General features: G+C 57.8%; 21 protein-coding genes. 11 read left to right on the top strand and 10 right to left on the bottom strand.

Annotation, left to right across the window (positions count from 1 at the left end; all coding sequences use genetic code 11):
- Positions 1-7 precede the first annotated feature (7 nt).
- The 4 genes from JNL86_05520 (at position 8) to JNL86_05505 (ending at position 3423) form a co-directional block, all read left to right on the top strand.
- Positions 8-832 (top strand): CpsD/CapB family tyrosine-protein kinase, encoded by an 825-nt coding sequence (locus JNL86_05520; protein MBL8042361.1) that lies wholly within the window; start codon positions 8-10, stop codon positions 830-832.
- 7 nt (positions 833-839) lie between these two features.
- Positions 840-2240: an AAA family ATPase gene (locus tag JNL86_05515; protein ID MBL8042360.1), complete on the top strand. Its 1401-nt coding sequence runs from the start codon at positions 840-842 to the stop codon at positions 2238-2240.
- 143 nt (positions 2241-2383) lie between these two features.
- On the top strand, positions 2384-2557 hold the full coding sequence (locus tag JNL86_05510) for a hypothetical protein (GenBank protein ID MBL8042359.1): 174 nt from the start codon (positions 2384-2386) through the stop codon (positions 2555-2557).
- A 143-nt stretch (positions 2558-2700) separates the two neighbouring features.
- Positions 2701-3423 (top strand): response regulator transcription factor, encoded by a 723-nt coding sequence (locus JNL86_05505; protein MBL8042358.1) that lies wholly within the window; start codon positions 2701-2703, stop codon positions 3421-3423.
- Here the strand turns inward: JNL86_05505 and JNL86_05500 are convergent.
- Positions 3420-4253 (bottom strand): CHAD domain-containing protein, encoded by an 834-nt coding sequence (locus tag JNL86_05500; protein ID MBL8042357.1) that lies wholly within the window; start codon positions 4251-4253, stop codon positions 3420-3422. The genes JNL86_05505 and JNL86_05500 overlap by 4 nt on opposite strands.
- A 109-nt stretch (positions 4254-4362) precedes the next feature.
- Here JNL86_05500 and JNL86_05495 point away from each other — a divergent pair, with 109 nt between their 5' ends.
- Positions 4363-4860, top strand: a complete 498-nt coding sequence (locus tag JNL86_05495; protein MBL8042356.1) for a histidine phosphatase family protein — start codon at positions 4363-4365, stop codon at positions 4858-4860.
- 126 nt (positions 4861-4986) lie between these two features.
- On the opposite strand, the gene JNL86_05490 is transcribed toward JNL86_05495, so the two are convergent.
- The 6 genes from JNL86_05490 to JNL86_05465 form a co-directional block, all read right to left on the bottom strand.
- Positions 4987-6540, bottom strand: coding sequence for a Ppx/GppA family phosphatase (locus JNL86_05490; GenBank protein MBL8042355.1), 1554 nt, complete (start codon positions 6538-6540; stop codon positions 4987-4989).
- On the bottom strand, positions 6541-7209 hold the full coding sequence (gene phoU / locus JNL86_05485; protein ID MBL8042354.1) for a phosphate signaling complex protein PhoU: 669 nt from the start codon (positions 7207-7209) through the stop codon (positions 6541-6543). It lies immediately after the preceding gene.
- 21 nt (positions 7210-7230) lie between these two features.
- Positions 7231-7974 (bottom strand): phosphate ABC transporter ATP-binding protein, encoded by a 744-nt coding sequence (locus JNL86_05480; GenBank protein MBL8042353.1) that lies wholly within the window; start codon positions 7972-7974, stop codon positions 7231-7233.
- A gap of 132 nt (positions 7975-8106) precedes the next feature.
- Positions 8107-9753: a phosphate ABC transporter permease PstA gene (gene pstA / locus JNL86_05475; protein ID MBL8042352.1), complete on the bottom strand. Its 1647-nt coding sequence runs from the start codon at positions 9751-9753 to the stop codon at positions 8107-8109.
- Positions 9746-11959 (bottom strand): ABC transporter permease subunit, encoded by a 2214-nt coding sequence (locus JNL86_05470; GenBank protein ID MBL8042351.1) that lies wholly within the window; start codon positions 11957-11959, stop codon positions 9746-9748. Before JNL86_05470 ends, pstA begins: the two co-directional genes overlap by 8 nt.
- 14 nt (positions 11960-11973) lie before the next feature.
- A complete protein-coding gene (locus JNL86_05465) occupies positions 11974-12984 on the bottom strand; it encodes a phosphate ABC transporter substrate-binding protein (protein MBL8042350.1) in 1011 nt (336 codons plus the stop codon).
- A gap of 214 nt (positions 12985-13198) precedes the next feature.
- Between JNL86_05465 and JNL86_05460 the strand changes: the two genes are divergently transcribed.
- Positions 13199-13891, top strand: coding sequence for a response regulator transcription factor (locus JNL86_05460; GenBank protein MBL8042349.1), 693 nt, complete (start codon positions 13199-13201; stop codon positions 13889-13891).
- Between the two features lie 40 nt (positions 13892-13931).
- Here the strand turns inward: JNL86_05460 and JNL86_05455 are convergent, their stop codons facing one another.
- Together JNL86_05455 and JNL86_05450 are read right to left on the bottom strand one after the other, a co-directional pair.
- A complete protein-coding gene (locus JNL86_05455) occupies positions 13932-14177 on the bottom strand; it encodes a hypothetical protein (GenBank protein MBL8042348.1) in 246 nt (81 codons plus the stop codon).
- A 159-nt stretch (positions 14178-14336) separates the two neighbouring features.
- Positions 14337-14846: a phosphate-starvation-inducible PsiE family protein gene (locus JNL86_05450; GenBank protein ID MBL8042347.1), complete on the bottom strand. Its 510-nt coding sequence runs from the start codon at positions 14844-14846 to the stop codon at positions 14337-14339.
- A 261-nt stretch (positions 14847-15107) separates the two neighbouring features.
- On the opposite strand from JNL86_05450, the gene JNL86_05445 reads away from it, so the two are divergent.
- The 5 genes from JNL86_05445 to JNL86_05425 all read left to right on the top strand — a co-directional run bounded on the left by JNL86_05445 (position 15108) and on the right by JNL86_05425 (position 19590).
- The gene (locus tag JNL86_05445; protein ID MBL8042346.1) at positions 15108-15818 is read left to right on the top strand and encodes a response regulator transcription factor; all 711 of its coding nucleotides are present in this window, start codon (positions 15108-15110) and stop codon (positions 15816-15818) included.
- Positions 15819-15978: 160 nt separating this feature from the next.
- Positions 15979-17526 (top strand): hypothetical protein, encoded by a 1548-nt coding sequence (locus tag JNL86_05440; GenBank protein MBL8042345.1) that lies wholly within the window; start codon positions 15979-15981, stop codon positions 17524-17526.
- Between the two features lie 215 nt (positions 17527-17741).
- Positions 17742-18281 (top strand): Slp family lipoprotein, encoded by a 540-nt coding sequence (locus tag JNL86_05435; protein ID MBL8042344.1) that lies wholly within the window; start codon positions 17742-17744, stop codon positions 18279-18281.
- Between the two features lie 53 nt (positions 18282-18334).
- Entirely contained in the window at positions 18335-18634 is a 300-nt protein-coding gene (locus tag JNL86_05430) for a hypothetical protein (protein ID MBL8042343.1), read from the top strand.
- On the top strand, positions 18631-19590 hold the full coding sequence (locus tag JNL86_05425) for a hypothetical protein (protein MBL8042342.1): 960 nt from the start codon (positions 18631-18633) through the stop codon (positions 19588-19590). Before JNL86_05430 ends, JNL86_05425 begins: the two co-directional genes overlap by 4 nt.
- A gap of 485 nt (positions 19591-20075) precedes the next feature.
- Here the strand turns inward: JNL86_05425 and JNL86_05420 are convergent, their stop codons facing one another.
- Positions 20076-21194, bottom strand: coding sequence for a PstS family phosphate ABC transporter substrate-binding protein (locus JNL86_05420; protein MBL8042341.1), 1119 nt, complete (start codon positions 21192-21194; stop codon positions 20076-20078).
- Between the last annotated feature and the right edge of the window lie 212 nt (positions 21195-21406).

Genomic DNA, 21406 nt, shown 5'->3' with positions numbered 1-21406 from the left:
GGTCACCATGGAATGGTTTCAAGCGGCGCTCGATCGCTATAAGCAACAGCAACACCAGAGTCCCCCCAGATCCGGGCCGAGCCGAACGCATCCCATCCGGGCGATTCCGGCCACCATCGTGTATACCCATACGCGTTCGGTGCAGATCCCCGAACCGGTGCTGCGGGAACAGCGTATTCTGGCCGGCTTTGAAGGTGGACCGTTCGTTGATTCATTCAAGATCCTGCGCACGCAGGTGTTGCATCGCGTCAGAGAGAAGGGATGGAATGTCATTGGCGTCACCAGCCCTGGCGAGCGGGAGGGAAAGACCTTTACGGCCGTCAACCTCGCCGCCAGCCTAGCCATGGATGTGACGCAATCCGTGCTGTTGGTCGATGCCAATCTCCGGCATCCCAGCGTGCATGAGGTGTTTGACCTGGGCGAGTGCCAAGGACTGGCCGACTATTTGCTGGATGATGTCCCGATCGAACAATTGCTGGTGCATCCCGGCATTGGCCGATTCGTCTTGCTGCCCGGCGGACGAGCCGTCTCGCACTCGGCGGAAGCCCTGACCTCCCCGAAAATGGTAGCCCTGGTCGACGAATTTAAGCATCGCTATCAATCGCGTATGATCCTGTTCGACCTCCCCCCGATTCTGCAGACATCGGACGTCCTGGCCTTTTCGCCCCATCTCGATGCCATGCTCGTCGTGATTGAAGAAGGACGCACAAAAGCGGAAGATGTGGAACGGGCGTTAGCCCTGATCAAACAGTCGACGCCCGTCCTGGGGACTGTGGTGAACAAAGTGGGCCACGCGACAGCCACGCCGGCCCGCATGAAGCGGATGATATAGGCCATCGATGTATAAAAGCTTCTACCGCCTTCACAGCAAACCCTTTTCGTTGCTGCCGGACAGTGAGTTCCTCTATCTCGGGTCGACTCACCGCACCGCTTACAGTCTGTTGGAGTATGGCCTCCTCACCGAAGCTCCTTTCATGGTCCTGACCGGTGATCCCGGCACGGGCAAAACCTCCTTGCTCCACAAACTCATCGCAGACAATCGTGACCTCTATTCCATCGGATTCCTGACCAACGCCCGCTACGATGTGGATTATTTGTTGCCGTGGATTCTCTTGGCACTGGGGCTCAATACGAAACAACTCGACCCGGTAGAGGCCCAACATCTGTTCGCGAAGTTCCTGGCGGAGGAAGCGCTCCGGAAGCGCCGGGTAGTGCTGATTATGGATGAGGCGCAAAACCTGGGCGTGAAGCTGCTGGAAGAATTGCGACTCTTGTCCAATTTGAATCGAGAGAAGTCGCTGCAACTGCAGATCATTCTATCCGGCCAACCAGATCTCCAGGCGTTGCTCCGGCGAGTGGACATGACGCAATTTGCCCAGCGAGTGGTGGTGGACTACCACATCCAACCGTTTACGGAAGAAGACGTGGCGCAGTACATCCATCACCGCATCCAGTTATCCGGCGGGTCCAGACCTCTGTTCAGTCCCCAGGCCTGCGCACTGACATACCGACTGAGTCAGGGCAATCCGCGCCTGATCAATCAAGTCTGCGAAATGGCGTTGACCTACGGCTTTGCCCAGCAGGCTCCGCGCATCACAGCGAAGCTGCTGGCGCAGGCCGCGCTCGACCGGAGAAAGAATCGGATTCTTCCTCTGTCTGAGCTTGAGGATCTCGCCAGCATCGCTGCCGCTGAGGGAAAAGAAGAGCCGGAGCGACCTGAAATAGCCAGGGAATTGGAAACTGCGGACGAGCCACGGCTCACTGCCGGCACCAACGAGGACACCGTATCCGCGGAGACCTATTACCAGCAGGGAATGGCACTTCGAAAGTCCCAGAAGTTTATTGCCGCAATTACCCGGTTCCAGCAGGCGGCACAAGACCCCGCGTATCATTTGCGATCATTCGGCCAAATCGGACTCTGCTACCGCGCACTCGGCCAGGTTCCGCAAGCCGTAGCCGCATTTCGAAATGCTTGTGCCGATTACAACGCGCCTCGCCAACAGAGTCTGAGCGTCCGCTACCTTCTGGGACGCACACTGGAACAACTGGGGGACAGGCCCGAGGCGTTGGAACAGTACCGGCTGATTTTCCGCACAGACCGCACATTTAAGGATACGGCGACCCGGCTCTCGAATCTGGAAGGCGATCACTCCACACCGGCGCAACAAGGTGGTCCGTCCTCCTGGGGAATCGGCATGGCTTGGAGACAGATGCGTCAACTCTTAAAAGGCGGCCGCTAACTTCATAACAGGGCTGATCACACCGTCACCGACGCCATGAAACACCTCCTTCAACATAATCAATTCACCACGATCCAGGCCGGTATGAAGAGCAAGGTCGGGATTATCCCTTTCCCTATGTCCGCTGGACAGAGCAACGGAACATGCAGGCCTTTCTCGAACTGGTGTCGGAACGCACGGTCCTCCTCAACCCCCTGATCACCCATCGGTTTCCCATCGAACAGGCAGAGTCGGCCTACGCCTTGATGATGGAGGGGAAGTCACCTAGACCGGCGCGGCCCATCCCCTCTCGCGTGCGTTCTCTCATGACCGGTTGATCGAGCATTCGTCTGTGCATTCAATGCGATATACACAGTGACTCATAGCATTGGTGTTCTTCATTGCTCGCGTTTGGGCTCAGCCGAGGGTGCATTCAAGTTTCACTCCACCCAAGCCGATTAGAGGGGGAGGGGAGTGCCGCATGGCCTTGGAAATCATTGAAATCGTCGAAGACGACCACAGTCAGGCGAAGTTGCTCGATCAAATCCTTCGGCAGGCCTCGTTCCGAACGAACGTCGCATTTGACGGGCCGTCAGGCATGCAGGATGTCTGGCGTATCAAACCTGCGCTGATCATAGCCGACGACAATCTACCCGGACTCAATGGCCGCGAGATGTGCAAGCGCCTGCGGCAGGATCCCTCCACCAAAAACATCCCCATCATCGTCCTCTCGGGGTTTTCATCGGAAGAACGCCGCACCGAGGCACTCGACGGCGGGGCTGACGACTTTGTCCTCAAACCCTACTCGGCCACGGAACTCCTCGCTCGAGTACGCGCGGTCCTACGGCGATCCCGCCAGGAACCGGCGCAGGACGAAGACCAGGTCGAGGATCTCACCCTGACGGAGACGCTGTATGTCGCAATCTATCGCGGCACACAGATGACGCTCTCAGCCCATGAATGGAAGTCACTCCGCAGACTGGCGAGCACGGTGGGGATGGTGGTTCCGCGTGAGGAACTCAAATCCCTGCTCTGGGGGGATGATCCGCTCCTGCACGACGGCGAGTTGGATCGTTGTATTGCGCAGCTCAACCACAAATTGGGCGAAGGCTCCACGTCGATCGCGTACATCAAAGTTCTACCGGGTGGATTCCGCCTGACATCGCCAGATACAGATGCCAGCCCCGAACCACCTTCGCACTAGCCCTTTCGTTCACTCGACGGCATCCACACATCCTCAGCGCCAATCGCACGTCGCAACCAGCCAAGGGTCTTCGGTACAGCCTTGGCCCGTGCGCGAGATGTCTTCCAATCCTTTCTGATTCGCTTCTGCACGCGCCTGCTCAGCCGCTTCCCCCAACGACGAAAATCCGCCAACTCTTCGTAACGCCCCAACAGCGCTTGTAGGCGTATCAGTTTCTTGAGAAAAGACTGAGGCTGAACAGTTTGCGACTCCAGCCACTCCCGTTGGTAACGAATCGTTTTGATCCTCAGTCGCAGGGCATGAAGGCGTTTCCGATTGGGAGCTTCCCGCGTGGTCTTGATGAGGCGTTCGAGACGACGTTGGTGATCGCACCGTACCAGTTCGAGCCGATTGAGCAAAAACAGGTCGGAGACGCCGTCAGACGGTAGTGCATGCTTGGTTACGACCTGCGTGATCTTGTCATAAGCTAGAGCGTGCCTAAGCCGCTGCCTCTGCTTCTCAAGCCTCGCGTCCACCGACGCAAGATCATCTCGGGGAGCGTCGATGGTGACAAGATACTGTCGGAAGACCTGGAGCGCGCGGAGCTTACTCAGTCGTCGCACGCCCCTCGCTATCAGGCGAGCATTCCGCATCAGGCCATAGATCTCTAGTAATGCTTGAAGTCTTCGACAATGCGTTCGAAGGGCGTGAACCATCTCGGGCAACTCCTCACCGGTACTCAGCCGGTTCACCAACTCCAGCACGGTTGAGTGATAGGCGAGTGCCGTCCGGATCACCTGTTGAGAAAGAGGGCCCCGTGCGGTATGAATGTACGAATCCGAGGACTCCATGATGCACCACAGGTGAAGCAGGGCAGCGGCAATACCGCGCGTACCGTATGAGCGATCCACAAACCGAGCGGGATTGTTGCCCTCACGCCATCGCAAGGAAGCACGGCCTATGAACTGCCTGTTCGTTCGCCATGGCATTGCCGTCCAACGCGAAGAGTGGGAGGGGACGGAGCGGCAGAGGCCTCTCACGAACAAGGGGATGGTCCGTACCCGCCAGTCCGGCAAGGGACTGCTGGCGTTGCGAGTCACGCCGACGCATATTCTTTCGAGCCCGCTGACGCGTGCCCGCCAAACGGCTGCAATTCTTCAAGCACTGCTTCAAGAAAAGATACCCGTACACAGCACTCCAGAACTTGAACCGTCAGCCCCTCCGCACACCATCTTAGCACTTCTCGGCACCTTGCCGCCGGATGGCTTCGTGTGGTGTATCGGCCACGAACCACACCTCAGCGCCACCGCCGGACTGCTGCTGACAGGCACCTCCTCGCGCGCCTTTTCATTCAAGAAGGCCGGCGCGTGCCTCATCCAGATCGAGAGGGTCGTGCGACCTGGAGCAGGACGACTCGTCTGGTGGCTGACTCCATCCCAGTTACGCGCGCTGGCATGACCGGACACGGCGGTCTGAGCGGAGTGCTCCTCCGAGGCAACATCACATCAGAGTATGCGCAGGGAGGCGGTAGAACGATCTGATGCGCACAACGGAGAAGAACGAGGTGCGGCTCCGACTCCAGGATCAGGCCCCGCTCTCCTCCTGATTCTTGGTCACGAACTGAACCGGCCGCTTGAACACCTTCTCGAAGAGGTCGCTTCGTCCCCGTGCCGCCCACATCTCCAGTTCGGCATCGCCGGATGCCTGCACCGTGATCACCACGGATTTGCCAAGCTTCACATCGACGTTCTGCACGACCGAGAACTGGCTACGATCCAGCCCGTCGGCGATGCGCAACAGCGCGGAAAGCACGTTGATGACACGTTGCGTACTGGCGGAAAGGACCTGAAACTCGTCATGCTTTCGGCTCGGCACCGAACGGCGATGATAGCGAGCGACATTCGCGACTAGATCGATCTCCTCGGCCGTGAACCCCGAGAGGTCGCTGTTCTTGATCAAGTAGTAGGCATGCTTATGATGCTGCCGCGAATTGATATGATAGCCGATATCATGCAGGATGGCTGCACACTCCAGCCACTCACGCTCACGCGGCCCAAAGCCGTGGAGCGGTGCGGTCTGATCGAACAGACGCAAGGCTAATCCCGCGACGTGAAGGGCATGGGTCTCCGAGACATGGCAGCGATGCGCCAACGCCAGGATGTTGCGCTTGCGCACATCGGGAATGTCTCGTTCCGCCTGGATGCGCTCATGATGCCGCTGGATAAAATCATAAATGATGCCTTCGCGGATCGCCTTGTCGCAAATCGTCAACTCGGTCTTCTGCAGCAAGTCGAGCAAAATCCTGAAAACGATTGTGGCGGGAAGCAACGTATCCACGCGCTTAGGGTCTAGGCCTGGCATCGCCAGCCTCGTTTTCAGGGAGGCGCCGGCAAGACGCTTCTCTACGGCCGCGATTTCTTTCGCAGTCACATGGGCGAGATTCAGTTGAGGAAGCGGGCGCCCGGTCCGTTGCAGATGGATGACTTCGGCCAGATTGCCCGCCATCCCGGAGGTCGCGATAATCTGCTCAATGCGCTTGGTCTTGTACGGGCCCAATCCCGCCTTCAATTGCACCGTCACGGCCTGCTCTAATTCCCCCAGCATACCTTTCGACGGAGGCGTCTTCGGCAGATAGAGATCTTTGAGGCGAATCGCACCCAACTTGAGACTTCTCGCCTGAAACACGGTTTCCCGATTGCCGACGATGACCTCCACCGATCCGCCGCCGATATCGATCACCAGCGTCGGCTGCTCAGGCAAGGCGACACTATTTTGCACGCCGAGAAAAATCAGCCGTGCTTCCTCGGCTCCGGTGATGACGCGCACGACCAAACCTGTTTGCTGCGCCACATGATCCAGGAACTCTCCGCCGTTGCGCGCCTCACGAACCGCACTGGTCGCCACCGCCTCAATCTGCTCATAGCCCTTGTTTCGAGCGAGAGTCACGAGCGCGCGAATCACCTCCAGCCCCCGCATCATGGCCTGATCGGAGAGCCGTCGCGAGGTGAACACACCGTCACCCAGCCTCGTCATGTCTTTGAATCGATCGAGAATCTTATAGGAGTAGTCCGGCTGGACCTCGGCTAACACCATGTGGATGGAATTGGTGCCGATATCGAGGACGGCCAGCTTGGGCATCTATAAACTCGCGGTAGGAGCAACATGCCGGATATTCTTGCCTTCAACCATATAGACGACAAGTTCCGCAATATTGGTGGCGTGATCGGCGATGCGTTCGAGCGACTTGGCTACGAACGTCAGGCGGATCGCGCGCGTGATGGTGCGCGTGTCCTCCAGCATAAAGGAGAGCAGTTCTCGAAACAACTGCTCGTTGAGCTCATCCACAAAATCATCGTCCGTGCAGACCTTTCTCGCCAGCGCCGGATCGGAATTCACGAAGGCGTCCAGGCACTCCTTGACCATACGCATGGTCCAATTGGCCATGCGTGGAATGTCGATATAGGGCTTGAGTTGCGGCTCGCCGTTCAATTCCAATGCGCGCTGAGCGATGTTGTCGGCCAGATCACCCATGCGTTCCAGTTCCGAAGAAATCTTCATGGCGGTCGTGATGAACCGCAAGTCCCTGGCCGTGGGCTGTTGAAGCGCCAATAACTGGACGCAGAGTTCGTCGATCTCGACGTCCAAGGCGTTGACGTCGTGATCTTGCTTGATGACGTCGACGGCCAGATCGGAATCCCGATCCACCAGAGCCTGCAAAGCCTGCTGAATTTGCGACTCGACCAGGCCGCCCATGCGGAGCAACTGCTGCTTGAGATGCGCGAGGTCTTGATCGAAGTGTCGTTGCATGATGCCAACTCCTCCTGGCGTTTATCCGAATCGCCCGGTGATGTAATCTTCGGTTCGTTTGTCACGAGGCGTGGTGAATATGGTCTTGGTATCGCCGAATTCGACTAACTCGCCCATGAGAAAAAATCCGCATTGATCGGAAACCCGTGCCGCCTGTTGCATATTGTGTGTCACGATGACGACGGTGTAGGTCTCCTTCAAGCGATAGATGAGCTCCTCGATTTTTCCTGTCGCAATAGGATCCAACGCCGAACAGGGTTCATCCATCAGAATGACTTCCGGTTGCACCGCCAACGCGCGGGCGATGCACAGCCGCTGCTGCTGTCCGCCTGAAAGTCCGACGGCACTGTGCTGAAGACGGTCCTTCACCTCATCCCAGAGGCCGGCTCCTTGCAAACTGTGCTGAACCAGCTCGTCCAGCAACCGTTTGTCTTTTGTCCCATGCAGACGCGGCCCATAGGCCACGTTGTCATAGATCGATTTCGGAAAAGGATTCGATTTTTGAAAGACCATTCCCACGCGCTTCCGGAGGTCGGTCACATCGACGGCCGCATCGTAGATATCCAGGCCGTCCAGCTCCACCCGGCCTACAGCACGCGCGCCTTCCACCAGATCGTTCATGCGATTCAAACACCGGAGCAGGGTGGATTTTCCGCAGCCTGATGGCCCGATGAACGCCGTCACGGAGTGGCTCCGAACGGTGAGCCCGACACGAAACAGGGCCTGACGATGCCCGTAATAAAAGTCGAGCTCGCGAACCGACATTTTCGCCTGCACGGGCGACTCGAGCCCCCGCTGAGCGGGCACGAGCCGGGACGGGGAGATGGCCGGGCGAAGCGACACCATGGGCGCCGTCACCCTGTCTGATTGAACTTCCATACGAGCTCCTCTCTGTGATCACACAGCCGATGTCGCGAATCGTTTGCGTAAGCGATTGCGCAGCATGACCGCCGCCAGATTCAACAGCACCACCACCAGAATCAGGATCAGGGTGGTCATGTAGACCATCGGCTTTGCCGCCTCGACGTTCGGCGACTGAAATCCCACGTCATAAATATGAAAACCCAAATGCATGAACTTTCGTTCGAGATGCAAAAAAGGAAGATACTCATCCAGCGGAAGCGCCGGGGCCAACTTGACGACGCCGGTCAGCATCAGCGGCGCCACTTCGCCTGCGGCTCTGGCCATGGCGAGAATCAATCCCGTCAAAATTCCCGGCAAGGCGCAGGGCAGAATGATATGCCGGATCGTCTCCAATTTAGTGGCGCCCAGGCCGACCGAGCCCTCGCGAAAATCTCGCGGTACCGCAGACAGCCCTTCCTCGGTGGCAACGATGACGACAGGAACGGTGAGCAGGGCGAGGGTCAGCGAAGCCCAGAGAATCCCGCCCGTGCCGAAGGTGGGATTGGGCAACGATTCGGGAAACAGAATCTGGTCGATGGTGCCACCCAGCGCATAGACGAAGAATGCCAGGCCGAATACGCCGAACACGATCGAGGGTACCCCGGCCAGGTTGTTCACCGCGATTCTGACCAGACTGACAAGCGGTCCTTGTTTCGCATACTCCCGCAAATACACCGCCGCCATGACCCCGAAGGGCATGGCCGCCAAGGTCATCAAGAACACCATCAGCACCGTGCCGAAGATGGCAGGGAAAATCCCACCTTCCGTATTGGCCTCACGAGGTTCACCGGAGATGAAGAGCCACAGGTTCCGAACATAGGTCAGAGTCTTTTCGAACCAACTCATCGCATTGGGCCGACTGACGGCCAGGACCTGGTCGAGCGAGAGACGCACCGATCGACCGGTGGAAAGAGTGAGGAACAGCACATCCTGGCCGGCTTCTGCATGTAAGCGCTCCAGCGCTTCGGTCTTGGAGAGGTATTCGCGCTCAAGCGCGGCGATCTGATCGACGAGACTGCGGTCTGCTTCTGCAGCGGACAGATCAGACCCGCCTTTCAGCACCAGAGCCTGACGTGCGAGCCTGGCCTTTTCGATACGATAGTTGATGGATCCGATCTCCTCACGCTCGAGGTGTTCGATTCGCTGGCGCAGCCGGTTGGCCCGATCCACCAGTCTGACAATGGTAGCCCAGCCTTCGCCACGGATCGTTGCGGCACCCCCTTCAGCAGGCAGGCTGACACGTCCATAGGCAGGACCCCATTCCCGGCGCTCGACGAACGTGAGGTCGTCGGGAGCCGAGATCGACGCGATCTCGGTTTCATTGACCCACCGATATTCGGAACCGAATTGATCCCGATTGCCCACGCGATAGCGAAAGCGGCGTTGGCCCGATTGCCACTCGGTTGTAACCGAATGGGGAATCAGCTCTTCGCCGACGAGTTGCCCGATCACCGTCCCCTGTGTCTTCAGCGTGACCTGTTGCAAGGCGCGCGGCCAGAACTGCCCCAAGCCGTTGACGATGATCAGGACCAGCATTCCCGCCACCATCAGTAAACTGATCGCCACACCGGACGCCGTCATCCAGACGAAGAGTTCTCCGCCTCGCCAAAAACTGTTCATGCGCGTGGATGGTTTACCCATGGCTATATTTATCCCGGAGCCGCTGGCGGATGAGTTCCGCCAGCGAATTGATGACGAACGTGATCACGAACAGGAGCAGAGCCGCCAGGAACAGCACCCGGTACAGACTTCCGCCGTGCGGCGCCTCTGGAATTTCGACGGCGATGTTGGCCGACAAGGTCCGGAACCCGTTGGCCCAATTCCAATCCAGAATCGGGGTGTTTCCGGTGGCCATCAGGACGATCATGGTTTCTCCGATGGCGCGGCCGAAGCCGATCATGACGGCAGAAAAGATTCCGGGGCTGGCAGATAACAAGACCAGATGCAGCACGGTTTGCCAGCGCGTGGCACCCAGCGCCAGCGAGCCGGCGATGTGGGATTTCGGCACGTTGAAAAGCGCCTCTTCGGCAATACTGTAGATCACCGGTACGATGGCAAATCCCATCACAATGCCGACGACCAAGGCATTGCGCTGGTCATATTGGATGCCGAGCCGATTCGAAAGCCAGGCCTTGATGTTGCCGTCGAACCACCAGACCTCGAACAAGGAATGCGCCCAGAGGCAACCGCCGATCCCGAGAGCCAGAATGGGCATCAACATCAGCGCTTCGTTGCCCGCAGAAAAATGCCGTGTGATGGATAGGGGACAGAGATGCCAGGCGAAGGAGGCCACGATGACCAACATCGGCAAGACCAGCGCCATGCCGGCCAGGGCGGGAAGCATACGCTCCAGAAGCGGAGCCAGCCAGAGCCCCGCTAAAAAGCCGAGCACCACGGTCGGCAGGGCGGCCATGACTTCAATTATCGGTTTAACTTTAGCGCGAAGATCGTGATGCATGAACTGCGAGGTGCAGATCGCGGAGAAAATCGCGATAGGCACGGCCAGGAACAAGGCATAGATCGTTCCTTTCAGCGTTCCAAACGCCAACGGAAGGAGGCCCAGTTTCGGCTCCACATCATCCGATCCGGAAGATGATTGCCAGACATACGCGGGCTGATCATACCCCTCGTACCAGACTTTGCCGAAGAGTGTGTCCAATGTGACCTCAGGATACGGATTCTGGACCTGGTAGACCGACAGTTGCCCGGCTCCATCCAGAGCGATCACGGCGTCGCCTTTCGGCGCAAATGCCACCGCACGAATCGGAAACTCTCCAATGGCGAGCCTCAACAAGGTTTGAGAAGAGGTGGCATGATGCAGGAAGACATTGCCCTTCGCATCTCCGGTGACAAAACCTTTGACCCGTTGCGACGGAGCAAACGACGTCACCGGCGCGGAGTGGGAGCGGAACGTATGCATCTGAGTGAGGATCCAGCCGGATGGCACGTCGGCGCGTCGAACCAACCCCCACGTGGACACGGCCCCGTCAGCCGCCATGACCACCAGACTCCGATCACCGCTGAGAAATCCCAGCATGGTGATCGCCGTATCGGATGAGGCCGCCACATAGGACGCGTTCACCTCCGGCGGCTGCGTCTCTGAAATTCCGACATGAACGACATGCCCGTCGGAAGTGCCGATGTACACGTGTTCCAGCGATGCGTCCAGCGCGAGAGACGTGACGGCACCAGCCGGTTGAGGCAGCTCCGTGATCTTCAGTTCGGTTCCCGCGGCATCATCAGCGTCGATTCTCCCGATGAACAGACGTCCCGCTTTCGTGGCGAGCACAAGAACACTGCCCTGATCGTTGGACCGATAGGCCAGGCGGACAATCGGGCTATTCGTCACCGGAATGGGCGAGCCGGCATGAACGTGCGGCCGTTTCCGCCGTTCGCCCTGCTCGGAGAACTCCGTCGTAGTGCCGATCTTCAACAGCAAGATGTGGCCGTCTGCCGTACCGACGGCCAGGCGCGCGCTGTGGCCCCCCCCCGAGGCCATGGCCGTCACCTGCGTCGAGGTCAACTGAGCCGGCATGTCCAAGGCCATAGGTCGGCCCGAGGCCAAGTCGAAAAATTGAATCGCGCCGGAGGTGAAGACCTCGGCAATCTCACGATGTTCATCCACCGCCACCTGCGCGGGGCCTTCATCTTGAAGCAAGGCCGGCACACTGAGGCGTTGGCTTAACTTCGCACTTGGCGCCGTGAAAAGCGGAGTGACCTCCCGAAACAGAAAAAAGAAGATGCCGAGAATGCTGACGATGGTCGCCAGCCCGCCCACTGCAATAACCATGCGGGCGAGCCGGTCGATCAACGTTCGTACATGAAAGGGCCTGAACACATGTCTCATCGGATTTGTCTTCATTATCGAATCTTGGCGAGTTGCTTCTCGGCCAATGCACCGGGGACGGGGAAGTATCCATCCCTCAGCACATCCGATTGCCCTTCTTTGCTGTAGACGTACGCCAGAAATTCTTTCACGATGGGGGAGAGCGGTTTACCCGGGGCCTGATTCACGTAGATGTACAAGTAGCGCCAGAGCGGATAGGTTCCATTCTTCGTATTGGCATGAGTCGGTTCGACGAACGGTTGTCCCGCCTTCGCCGCCAGTGGAACCATTTTCACTCCCGATGTACTGTAGCCGATACCGCTATATCCAATGCCGTACCGGTCCTCGTTGATGCCCTGTACCACGGAGGCCGATCCCGGCTGCTCTTTCACCTGATCCTTGAAGTCGCCATTTTTCAACGCGTGCTCCTTGAAGAAACCGTACGTTCCTGATGCTGAATTCCGACCATAGAGACTGATCGGCGCATCGGCCCAATCGCCCCTATGACCGAGCTGCCCCCAGCGGGTCAGATCAGTGGGGTGCCCCTGCCGCCGCGACTTTGAAAACAGCGCATCGACCTCCGCGATAGTAAGCCCTTTCGTCGGATTGTCTTTGTTGACGAAGAGCGCCAGCGCATCCACCGCGACGGGGTAGGCGGTGGGGGGGTACCCGAACTTGGCTTCGAACGCATCGATCTCACTGGACTTCATCGTCCGTGACATGGGGCCCAATTGAGCCGTATTTTCGATCAACGCGGGAGGGGCCGTGCTCGATCCTTTCCCCTCCACTTGAATTTTGACGTTGGGGTATTGTTTCCGAAATCCTTCCGCCCACAAGGTGATGAGATTGTTGAGGGTATCCGAGCCGATACTATTGATTGTTCCGGACACGCCGCTGACCTTCCCATAGGGCTTGATCTCGGCATCGATGGTAAGCGTGTCGACTGCGGGAGCATCACCCGCCGCGGCGCTGACCAGACACGTCGTCATAAACGGACCCAGCACGGTCAACGTGAGCCCCAAACAAATCTGACGCGAGACGATCATAGAAGACATTCCTCCCATTTAAAAAAGCCCCGTACGATTGCACTGATGAACATAGGGTGCGGGCATTTCTTGGCCATCAGCCCGATGTAAACACCATGTTAACTTTCCTATACCGCTTTCCCTGGGCAGCGGTCGCTGCTCTCCCTGTCGAGTTAACAACCGCGTCAACAACCGTTGAGGAAACTGAAACAGTCGCTCCGTACAATTTCATGCCATGACCACTTCGACCGTACACATTGTTGAAGACGAGCCTCTCCACGCCGCATTGCTCGATCGCGCACTGCGCCTCGCGGGCTTTGGCACCTCGCTGTCCACCGATGGCCCCAGCGGGTGGCGGGATATTCAAGGCCGCCTGCCGGCACTCGTTCTGCTCGATCTCATGTTGCCGGGACTCAGCGGTCAGGAGATTTGCCGGATGGTGCGCCACAATACTGCTACTCGGCACATTCCGATCATCATGTTGACGGCGGTCGGAGGTGAAGCTCAACGGATCGCCGGCCTGGACATGGGAGCGGACGATTATGTTGAGAAGCCGTTCAGTTCAAGCGAGGTCGTCTCCCGCGTACGGGCCGTCCTTCGCCGAAGCGATCCCTCAACCGTGGAAGCAGGTCCCGTTCTGAACGCGGCCATCAGAATGCAGGGGCCTTACTTTGTCATCCTGATTGGAAAACGAGAAGTCACTGTGTCACGAAAAGAGGCGCTCCTGCTCGACGTCCTGCTCGGTCGCGAGAACACATTGTTGGGTGCGGAAGAATTGATAGGCATTCCTGGCGGGGAGGGGTCGGAAGTGATGCTCCGGGAGTTGGATTGCGACGTCCGCAGCCTGCGTCGAAAACTTGAAAATAATGGGGCGGGGTCCATCGAGGTGCTGCCGGGATTTCGCTATCGATTGAAATCAGGCCGCTAACGGCTGTCGATTCCACACAGGTGGAAACACTCCGATCAGGTCACCATCCTATGCACGAGGCGGCAGGCTGCTTGGGAGACACCCGTTCAATTTCGTAATCAAAGCCTCGTCGCAGCAGGATGATTTTTCCCCGCCGGCTCAGCTCATCAATCGTCTTGAATACCTGATTCCAGCTCAACTCAGGAAGCAGGGTGACCACCTGCTCCAAGGTAAGTGATTTCCTCATATGCACTAACTCAAGAATCCTGAATTCACTGCTGAGCAAACCCACGTGATGAACCATCATGGATCCTCCTCGTTGGAATGTCCCTACGCTCCGGAAATCAATCGGCCTTATCACAGAATGGCGGCCGCATCGTATGATCCTCATCTTGGAACGCGCGTATGTTCGCGACGTCAGCCATTCATTACGATCGTGTAAATTTGCCTTGTCGTCGGCACGGGCTTAGATTCCCTCCCGGCAAGAGCCTCCGCATTTGCCGCCGGCTTCTCCCTGTGCGGGTGAACAGCGTACGGCAACGACGCGCACCGCTCCCAATGCCAGCACAATGGCGCCCAACGATAGGAGCTTGGCTTGATCGGCTTCCTTGAACCAGAGGGAGATGATTTCTGTCAGCATGACGACCAGAATGGTATCGACGATAAACGTGACCTTCACGCGACCTTCCGAGAAATAGGTCAACGTCGTCTTGAAGACCTCGACCACCGCAAGAAGGATCAGCGTATCCACAATGATTTGCCGAAGCCCAACTTCAACCGCCGCATGCAGGAGCAATTGGATATCCAGAAACGTCTTGATGACGCCTCCCGTCAGGGCAATGAGGATCGTCAGAATCAGGAGACTCAGTACCCCTTTGATCCCTTTGATCCAGAGGTCGGTGAGATCCGTTTCAATGATGCGATTCGCGACGTCTGCGACACGTGGCACTCGAACCTGAAAATTGGTGAACGTCATACCCTGCGTACGCCTCCTTGTGATGATAGGGGTCATGGCTGAGCAGCTTGCCCGGAGGGTCCTTTCCGGATCCCGTGGACCACAACCTTCAGCGAGAGTCTACCTCCCCATTGTTCCATGGCCTTCACAACCGCATTACAACAGGGTTACGTTTTCCGAGACAGCCGGCGATCCGACCACTACGTACAGTACATAGCGGTATTTACACAGCCGTAACAATCGGGATACAGCCATGCAACCCTCTGCCGGTAGTATCAGGCCATGCAACCGACGGCGGAATCCAGGCGTCATCAGGGAATCGCGCTACTATTTCTGACCCGGGACGAAGACTTTGCCACGGTCGTCCTCCAACTGTTGCGGACGAACGGCTATCAGGTGTCGGTTGCGCCGACGGCTGAGGACGCCCTCTCCCTCGCCCCTCGAGCCTCGTTCAAACTGGCGTTGATCGACCGGCGACACAAAGTCATTCGTGCCCTGCGGCAGCACCACGCGTTTGGGCACATGCCTATCATCGCGCTTCAACCACAGGGAGAAGCGAGCACGGAAGAAGAGACCCTTGAGGACCTGGCTGCAGGATTCGATATCGTGATCGATTCATACCGCCACCGTGAATGGCTGGCCATTATCAAGGCATTGCTCCGGCGGCAGGAACTGCAATCCGCGCCGCTGAGAGAGTTTCGAGTTCATGCGCTGGCCATGAATCTCGATCGGCACGAGGTCAGAGTCGGAGGAAAATCGATTGAGCTCACGCCGAAGGAATTTCAGATTCTCCGTGTCCTGTTGCAAAACCCGGGGCGCGTCTTGACGCGTCAAGAGTTGCTCAACCATGTCTGGGGAGAAGACTACGCGCTCGAAGAACATGCCTTGGACGTGCATATTCACGCCCTTCGCCACAAAGTGGAACACAAGCCCTCGGTCCCGCAATGGATTCTCACGGTCAGAGGCGTTGGCTACAAACTTTCCGCAGGCTGAACAGCGCAATGAGTCGTCTGGAAGGAACAAACTACCCTGTCGCAGAATCAACGACATGGTTTTACACATCGGTAACAAAGCATGAACGCGGGTGTGATGCCGACGGATTACGATCCGGCCCGCGTTTCGGAAATCAACAGACAGAAGGAGGATGTTCGTAATGGAAATACCCCCGTTGGTTGCATCCATCAGCGGCCTCGTCGGGACCGCGGCATGCACTCTCTGCCTGACCGCGTCCTGGGCCGATGACTCACCGCGGTTCGGCCCCATGGCTCCGCCGTCTCCTACTGTGGTCGCCCAGTCGACGGGGCCGGCTCCGAGTGGAACCGGCACTCCGCCGGCAGCCCCGGAGATGCCTCTCGGCGGCACATCCATCGAAGATCTGCTGATGCAGAAAGGCACGATCACCAAGGAGGAATGGATTCAGATTCGGGCCGAGCAGGAATATAAGGGCGGGGAGCGCGACAAGCGGATCGATAGCCTGGACGAATGGAAGTCAAAGGCAGAGTTACTGCCGATTCTCAGGGATAAGGTGAATTTCGGACTCAACGCGCTCCAGTGGTTATACACCCACCAGGATGCGCATGTGGCGGAAGGGCGAAGTCAGGACAACTTGTCCATCCGGCGGTCGGAAATTCTGTTTTGGGGTCGTATCAGCGACACCCTACCGCGATGGCACACCTTGATGGAGTTTCAAAGCATCAATCTCCTGAACAACACGCCGACCGGGGGCAGTGCCGCCACCGGCGGAGTGCCGACCTCCTCGACCTTCTTTCGTGAAGCGTACCTCGATATCAGACCAGTGCAGTCCTGGGCGCCGAACGTCAATTATTTCCGCATGGGTATTTTTCGAATGCCCTTCGGTATCTTCACGGAAACATCCGGCGGATTGCGCGACATCATCAGCTCTCCCTATCTCACCTCGGTCGGCTCCGGAGTGGGCAATCGCACCGGGTCGGCGGGTACCGTCGAGTTTCTCCAAGAGCGCGACTATTTTCTCGATATGCGCGGCAAACTGTTCAACCGGCTGGAGTATGTCGTCGGTATCATGAACAACAACAATTATGAGGCCAACGCGACGGGATCAAACGCGCCGAAAAGCTTCTACTCACGCGTACGATTGTTCGGGAGCGACGTGTCTTTTATCAGTTTCACGACGATTCAAGGCGAGTCGAACAACGCCAATACCAATATCAACGGTCGCGGCAAGGGAGCCTTCGATCGCTACGGCTTGGATTTTCGCTATACCTCCAAAATTCTGCCCGGCTTCATGGTGCAGGGAGAAATATGGCAGGGGCATGATGGGGCGAACCAGACCACGGTCGGACGGCCGGCCAACGGCGCGTGCGATGTCCAACTCATCTGCGGCGGTTCCGGCGCCCCTGGAGTCCAACGACGTACCTGGTATGTGCTGGCCAAGTACCTGATTACCGACGGGCCGCTCGAAAACTTCGAGCCGGTTATCATGTACGAACAATTCGATCCCAATACCAGAATCGGCAATGATCTCTACACCAGAACCATCGTGGGCCTGAGCTACTATTTCGAAAACTTCCCGCCCAAGGTGCAATCGAAGCTGCAGATCAATTACGAGTTCCGCCATCATTCCGGCAACGGGCCCAATAATGTCGTCGATCCGACACGCGGCGTCGGCGACCCTTTCGCCCAGAATGCCTTCTTGGTACAGTGGCAAATACGATTCATGTAATGAGACGAACGCGGATGTTGCAACGAATTTCGAACCGAACCGGTCTCTAGCAGATCCATCAAAACGCTCGCAGGGTGTCAAAAAAGCCGTTCAGCAAGGCCGCAGCGAGCGAAGAGGCGAAGCGTACTCTGGGCTGTACGTTGAGCCTCCGAGCGATGTGAGAACGCGACTGGTGGAATTTTTCAACGTCCTGCTAGAAAACAGAAAGGCATGCAATGAAGATATCCCGGAGAGCGATCGTAGGTGTGCTGATCAGCATGGTACTCAGCGGATGCGGACCGCAGCACATTTTCTCGCCCCAGGTACTGGAAGGGGTGGATCAGAATTTTGACTTCACTGCCTGGCGTATGGTGCCTAACGCGAAGGCGGGAAAAAAGGTGCAACTGGGTGGCCGTATTCTCCAGGCTCCGCAACGGGACGGCCTGGTGACCATGGTCCTGACGCAGCTGCCGATCGTCGAGCACCCGGCCTATGGTCCGACTGATACGGAACGGGGACGGGGAGAATTCCTGGTCTATTTCAACGGGAAAGTTCCCATGAACCATTTACAACCGGGGAATCGCGTCATCGTCATCGGCACCACGCAACATGCCGCGGTGGTCGCCATCGAAGACAGTCAACGCAGTCTCCCGGCGCTCACGGCCGAATGTCTTCACATTTGGAACACCGGGGGAAAAGAGATTGCTGATTTCCCGAACTTTGGGGCAGGATACCAGCCGCTTGAAGAGGAAACCTATTGCGCCGCATCCCGCTGACAGTCTCTCAGAAAATCCGATCGGTACGGGCGCGCCATGGCCTGTGTGATGCCATGGCCGCACTCGCGCTGGTCTGGACCTGCAGCGCCTGCGGAGGAGGGGTAACGCTGGTTCGCGATACCCCGACGGGAGGCCTCGTCACCTATCCGTTTCAACATGAGGTCGATATCCTGACATCGACCGAGCGGCGCGACGCCATGGAGCTCATCAATCGCAAATGTCCGGATGGATCACGCGTTCAGAAAGAAGGCGAAATACCGAAGGTGAGCCGCGCCGCGGATCGAGCCTGGCGCGGGCAAATGGGAGGCGAGAGATTGTGGGGAATTCAGTTCACATGCGAAGCGATTCCATGAGCCATGCACCGCGCTCCACCAGACACTGGCTCGGCAGCTTCTGTCTCGTGTTATTCATGTGCCTGACCTCCGCTTGCTCGCTGTGGTCCGGCGGAACACTGCTCTATAACCAGCAGGACAGCCAAGTGGGACTTCAACCAGATCCCACCATCAGCCGCGGGTCTTCTCCGACGGAGAATCAGCAGCCTGCGCAGATGACGACGGAGGAAATTCGAGTGCTCCTCAGTTCGTTGATGGTGAGCGGCTGGAGCGGAACGCTCGTCGGAATCCTGGAACAGCCTCGCCCGGTTCCTGTCTTCACGGATACGGAGTTGAGCCGTATCGCCGAGCCGATCGCACGGGCCTTTCACCAAGCAGGGCCCACCGAGCGCGTGTTTTTCTCCTTACCCAAGTCGCAGACGAAATACAGTGAAGAACGCACCGCCGGCGCACTGTTTCTGCGGGGACGGTATCTTCATGTCGTGCTCACGGATCACTCCGCCTTCACCGCGGCCGATACGGCCGGAGGAGAGGTGAAGGATCTGCGGGACACGAAAGGCATGAAATTGTGGGCCGCGGCACCGGCCACTGCAGCCACGGTGCCCGACGCGGAAGAACCACGCTGGGCCCATTTCGAAACAGTACACCTCTCGCTCAATGTGAAGGATGTCATCGCGCTGCGACACCGGCCCGCAGTTCCTTCGCCTGAAGCGTCACCTTCCATATCGATTCCTACGGCGGGTTCACCGGGTATCGGAGCGAACAACGGCGGGGCCACGGGGGCCGCGGGCAATCAGGCAGATGATCTTCGCCTTCAAATACGAGAGCTGACCACGTCAAATCTTGAACTCCGGAACCGCCTGGACAGTCAACGTCAGCAGATGCAGGTGTTACAGGATCAATTGTTCAAGCTCCAGCAGGACCTCGATTCCGCTCGCCCAAAAAGCAAAACACCCCGTAAGTCCACCGCCCAATAGCTGATTCTCTTGAGACTGGGAACTACCACCTCGCTGTTCGTGATAGGAATTTAGTTCTCATCGGGAACCATGAGGGCTCGGGTCACGCCAGGAAAATGGCCAGGGCCTCATGGATCTACGGTCATTCCCTGAGGCGATATCTGCATGAACCTCAGTGCAATACCGTGCTGCTCTGCTGATTAGGCAATGGTTTCATGCCCGTCTCATGCCCTGGTTCGGGAATCCGGGCAAGGCCATGATCGGTGGGTGTGATTTTTCTCCTGCCTGTTGCAAGAGATTGAGAGCGTGTCATCGCGTGGCATGCGACTGCGTAAACAAGCGAGAGGTCATGGATTCCGTTGCTGGAGAAACGTCATCCGTGCCGTTGCAAAACGCATCGGGGCGGATATGTCGTGAATGGAGAGAGCGGGCTGCAAAAACAGGCCGCAGGCATCAAACAATTTCCGTTCGAAAGCCTGCGGCTACAGAGGCGTGTGACATACGGCTCAGTTCGTCAGCGTCGCATCCTGGCCGGTGAGGCCGAGGGCCAGGAAATTCTTCTTGACCTGGTTCATGGGAAGCGGGAAAAATCCCGCCTTCATCACGGCTTCCTGACCTTCGCGACTCGTGACAAAAGTCAGAAATTCCTGCACGGCAGGGGCAAGAGGCGCCTTCGGGGACTTATCGATATACAGATACAGCATCCGGCGAAGAGGGTACGTTTGGTCGGATACGGTTGCGGCCGTGGGAGCGACAAAGGGCATCCCTTGATTCTCCGCGAGCGGAACAATCCGCACACTGGAGGTTTCCAGCCCCAATCCACTGTAGCCGATACCCAATTGATCACGCGTCAGATCCAGAATGACCGATGCCGCGCCCGGCTCCTCGCGAAGCGTCGGCGCGAACTCACCGCCCGCCAGGCAATGTTCCTGAAAGAAAGCGCGCGTCCCGGATCGCCGATCCCGGCCATACAACCTGACGGGAGCCTTCTCCCACCCGTCTTGAAGACCCAGCGCGCCCCACTGAGACAGGTTGGCTTTGAGTCCACGATTATGCGTGGTTGAAAACATGGCATCAACCTGATCGAGCGTAAGGCCCTGGATGGGATTGTCACGATGAACATACAGCGCCACGGCATCGACGGCCACAGGAATGCCGGTCGGTTCATATCCATGCTGGGCGACAAATTGTTTGACCTCGGCATCAAGCAACTCACGTGAGGAGGCCACCAGGGACACATAGGTCGGGCGTTCTTCCTTGAGCGCAATCTTCCCGCTCAATTTAGCGGGCGGCTGAATAAACTCATTCACCGCCTTGGTCGATCCGCCCCCGCTCACATTGATCGAGACATTCGGCTGACGGCGTTGAAACTCACCCGCGAGCCGACTCATGAGGAGGGACATGGTATCGGAGCCTTGAACGCGAAGGCTTCCTGCGACCTGTGTCTGCGGATTGTATTGCACCAATCCTTCTTCAAACGCCAGACTCGCCGTCGGCCCGGCGTTCTCGGCCTGAGCTGCCTGCATCGGACCCACGGCCAAGGAACCGGTCGTCGCCATGATCCCCATCAGACCCATCAGGACTGTCCGCCGCCCCCATCCTTGCCTCTGTCCCTGACTCAACATGTTCTCTCCTCCGCTAGAGTAGTGATCTCGTCTGTCACGTGAAACATCCTACGAAGCAATGATTGCTGGCGCATCACTGGTATGTTACGGGTGTGTTAAATACTGGCACGCCGGGCTGTTGGTCAGGCGTAACGTCAATGTGAGTGCCTGCCGCATGCGGATTAGAACTCGTCTATCGCAACCGGTTGCAACAGATCGCGTACCGACAACAC

It is taken from the genome of Nitrospira sp. (assembly GCA_016788885.1).
Classification (GTDB): Bacteria; Nitrospirota; Nitrospiria; order Nitrospirales; family Nitrospiraceae; genus Nitrospira_A.
The sequence above is the reverse complement of the archived record's forward strand: the minus strand, read 5'-3'. Positions and strand labels throughout refer to the sequence as shown.

What these genes read in the sequence shown, in the direction of transcription:
- JNL86_05520 (MBL8042361.1), top strand. Translation starts at nt 8, where the DNA reads ATGGAATGGTTTCAAGCGGCGCTCGATCGCTATAAGCAACAGCAACAC.
- JNL86_05515 (MBL8042360.1), top strand. Translation starts at nt 840, where the DNA reads ATGTATAAAAGCTTCTACCGCCTTCACAGCAAACCCTTTTCGTTGCTG.
- JNL86_05510 (MBL8042359.1), top strand. Translation starts at nt 2,384, where the DNA reads ATGCAGGCCTTTCTCGAACTGGTGTCGGAACGCACGGTCCTCCTCAAC.
- JNL86_05505 (MBL8042358.1), top strand. Translation starts at nt 2,701, where the DNA reads ATGGCCTTGGAAATCATTGAAATCGTCGAAGACGACCACAGTCAGGCG.
- JNL86_05500 (MBL8042357.1), bottom strand. Translation starts at nt 4,253, where the DNA reads ATGGAGTCCTCGGATTCGTACATTCATACCGCACGGGGCCCTCTTTCT.
- JNL86_05495 (MBL8042356.1), top strand. Translation starts at nt 4,363, where the DNA reads ATGAACTGCCTGTTCGTTCGCCATGGCATTGCCGTCCAACGCGAAGAG.
- JNL86_05490 (MBL8042355.1), bottom strand. Translation starts at nt 6,540, where the DNA reads ATGCCCAAGCTGGCCGTCCTCGATATCGGCACCAATTCCATCCACATG.
- phoU (MBL8042354.1), bottom strand. Translation starts at nt 7,209, where the DNA reads ATGCAACGACACTTCGATCAAGACCTCGCGCATCTCAAGCAGCAGTTG.
- JNL86_05480 (MBL8042353.1), bottom strand. Translation starts at nt 7,974, where the DNA reads ATGTCGGTTCGCGAGCTCGACTTTTATTACGGGCATCGTCAGGCCCTG.
- pstA (MBL8042352.1), bottom strand. Translation starts at nt 9,753, where the DNA reads ATGGGTAAACCATCCACGCGCATGAACAGTTTTTGGCGAGGCGGAGAA.
- JNL86_05470 (MBL8042351.1), bottom strand. Translation starts at nt 11,959, where the DNA reads ATGAGACATGTGTTCAGGCCCTTTCATGTACGAACGTTGATCGACCGG.
- JNL86_05465 (MBL8042350.1), bottom strand. Translation starts at nt 12,984, where the DNA reads ATGATCGTCTCGCGTCAGATTTGTTTGGGGCTCACGTTGACCGTGCTG.
- JNL86_05460 (MBL8042349.1), top strand. Translation starts at nt 13,199, where the DNA reads ATGACCACTTCGACCGTACACATTGTTGAAGACGAGCCTCTCCACGCC.
- JNL86_05455 (MBL8042348.1), bottom strand. Translation starts at nt 14,177, where the DNA reads ATGATGGTTCATCACGTGGGTTTGCTCAGCAGTGAATTCAGGATTCTT.
- JNL86_05450 (MBL8042347.1), bottom strand. Translation starts at nt 14,846, where the DNA reads ATGACGTTCACCAATTTTCAGGTTCGAGTGCCACGTGTCGCAGACGTC.
- JNL86_05445 (MBL8042346.1), top strand. Translation starts at nt 15,108, where the DNA reads ATGCAACCGACGGCGGAATCCAGGCGTCATCAGGGAATCGCGCTACTA.
- JNL86_05440 (MBL8042345.1), top strand. Translation starts at nt 15,979, where the DNA reads ATGGAAATACCCCCGTTGGTTGCATCCATCAGCGGCCTCGTCGGGACC.
- JNL86_05435 (MBL8042344.1), top strand. Translation starts at nt 17,742, where the DNA reads ATGAAGATATCCCGGAGAGCGATCGTAGGTGTGCTGATCAGCATGGTA.
- JNL86_05430 (MBL8042343.1), top strand. Translation starts at nt 18,335, where the DNA reads ATGGCCGCACTCGCGCTGGTCTGGACCTGCAGCGCCTGCGGAGGAGGG.
- JNL86_05425 (MBL8042342.1), top strand. Translation starts at nt 18,631, where the DNA reads ATGAGCCATGCACCGCGCTCCACCAGACACTGGCTCGGCAGCTTCTGT.
- JNL86_05420 (MBL8042341.1), bottom strand. Translation starts at nt 21,194, where the DNA reads ATGTTGAGTCAGGGACAGAGGCAAGGATGGGGGCGGCGGACAGTCCTG.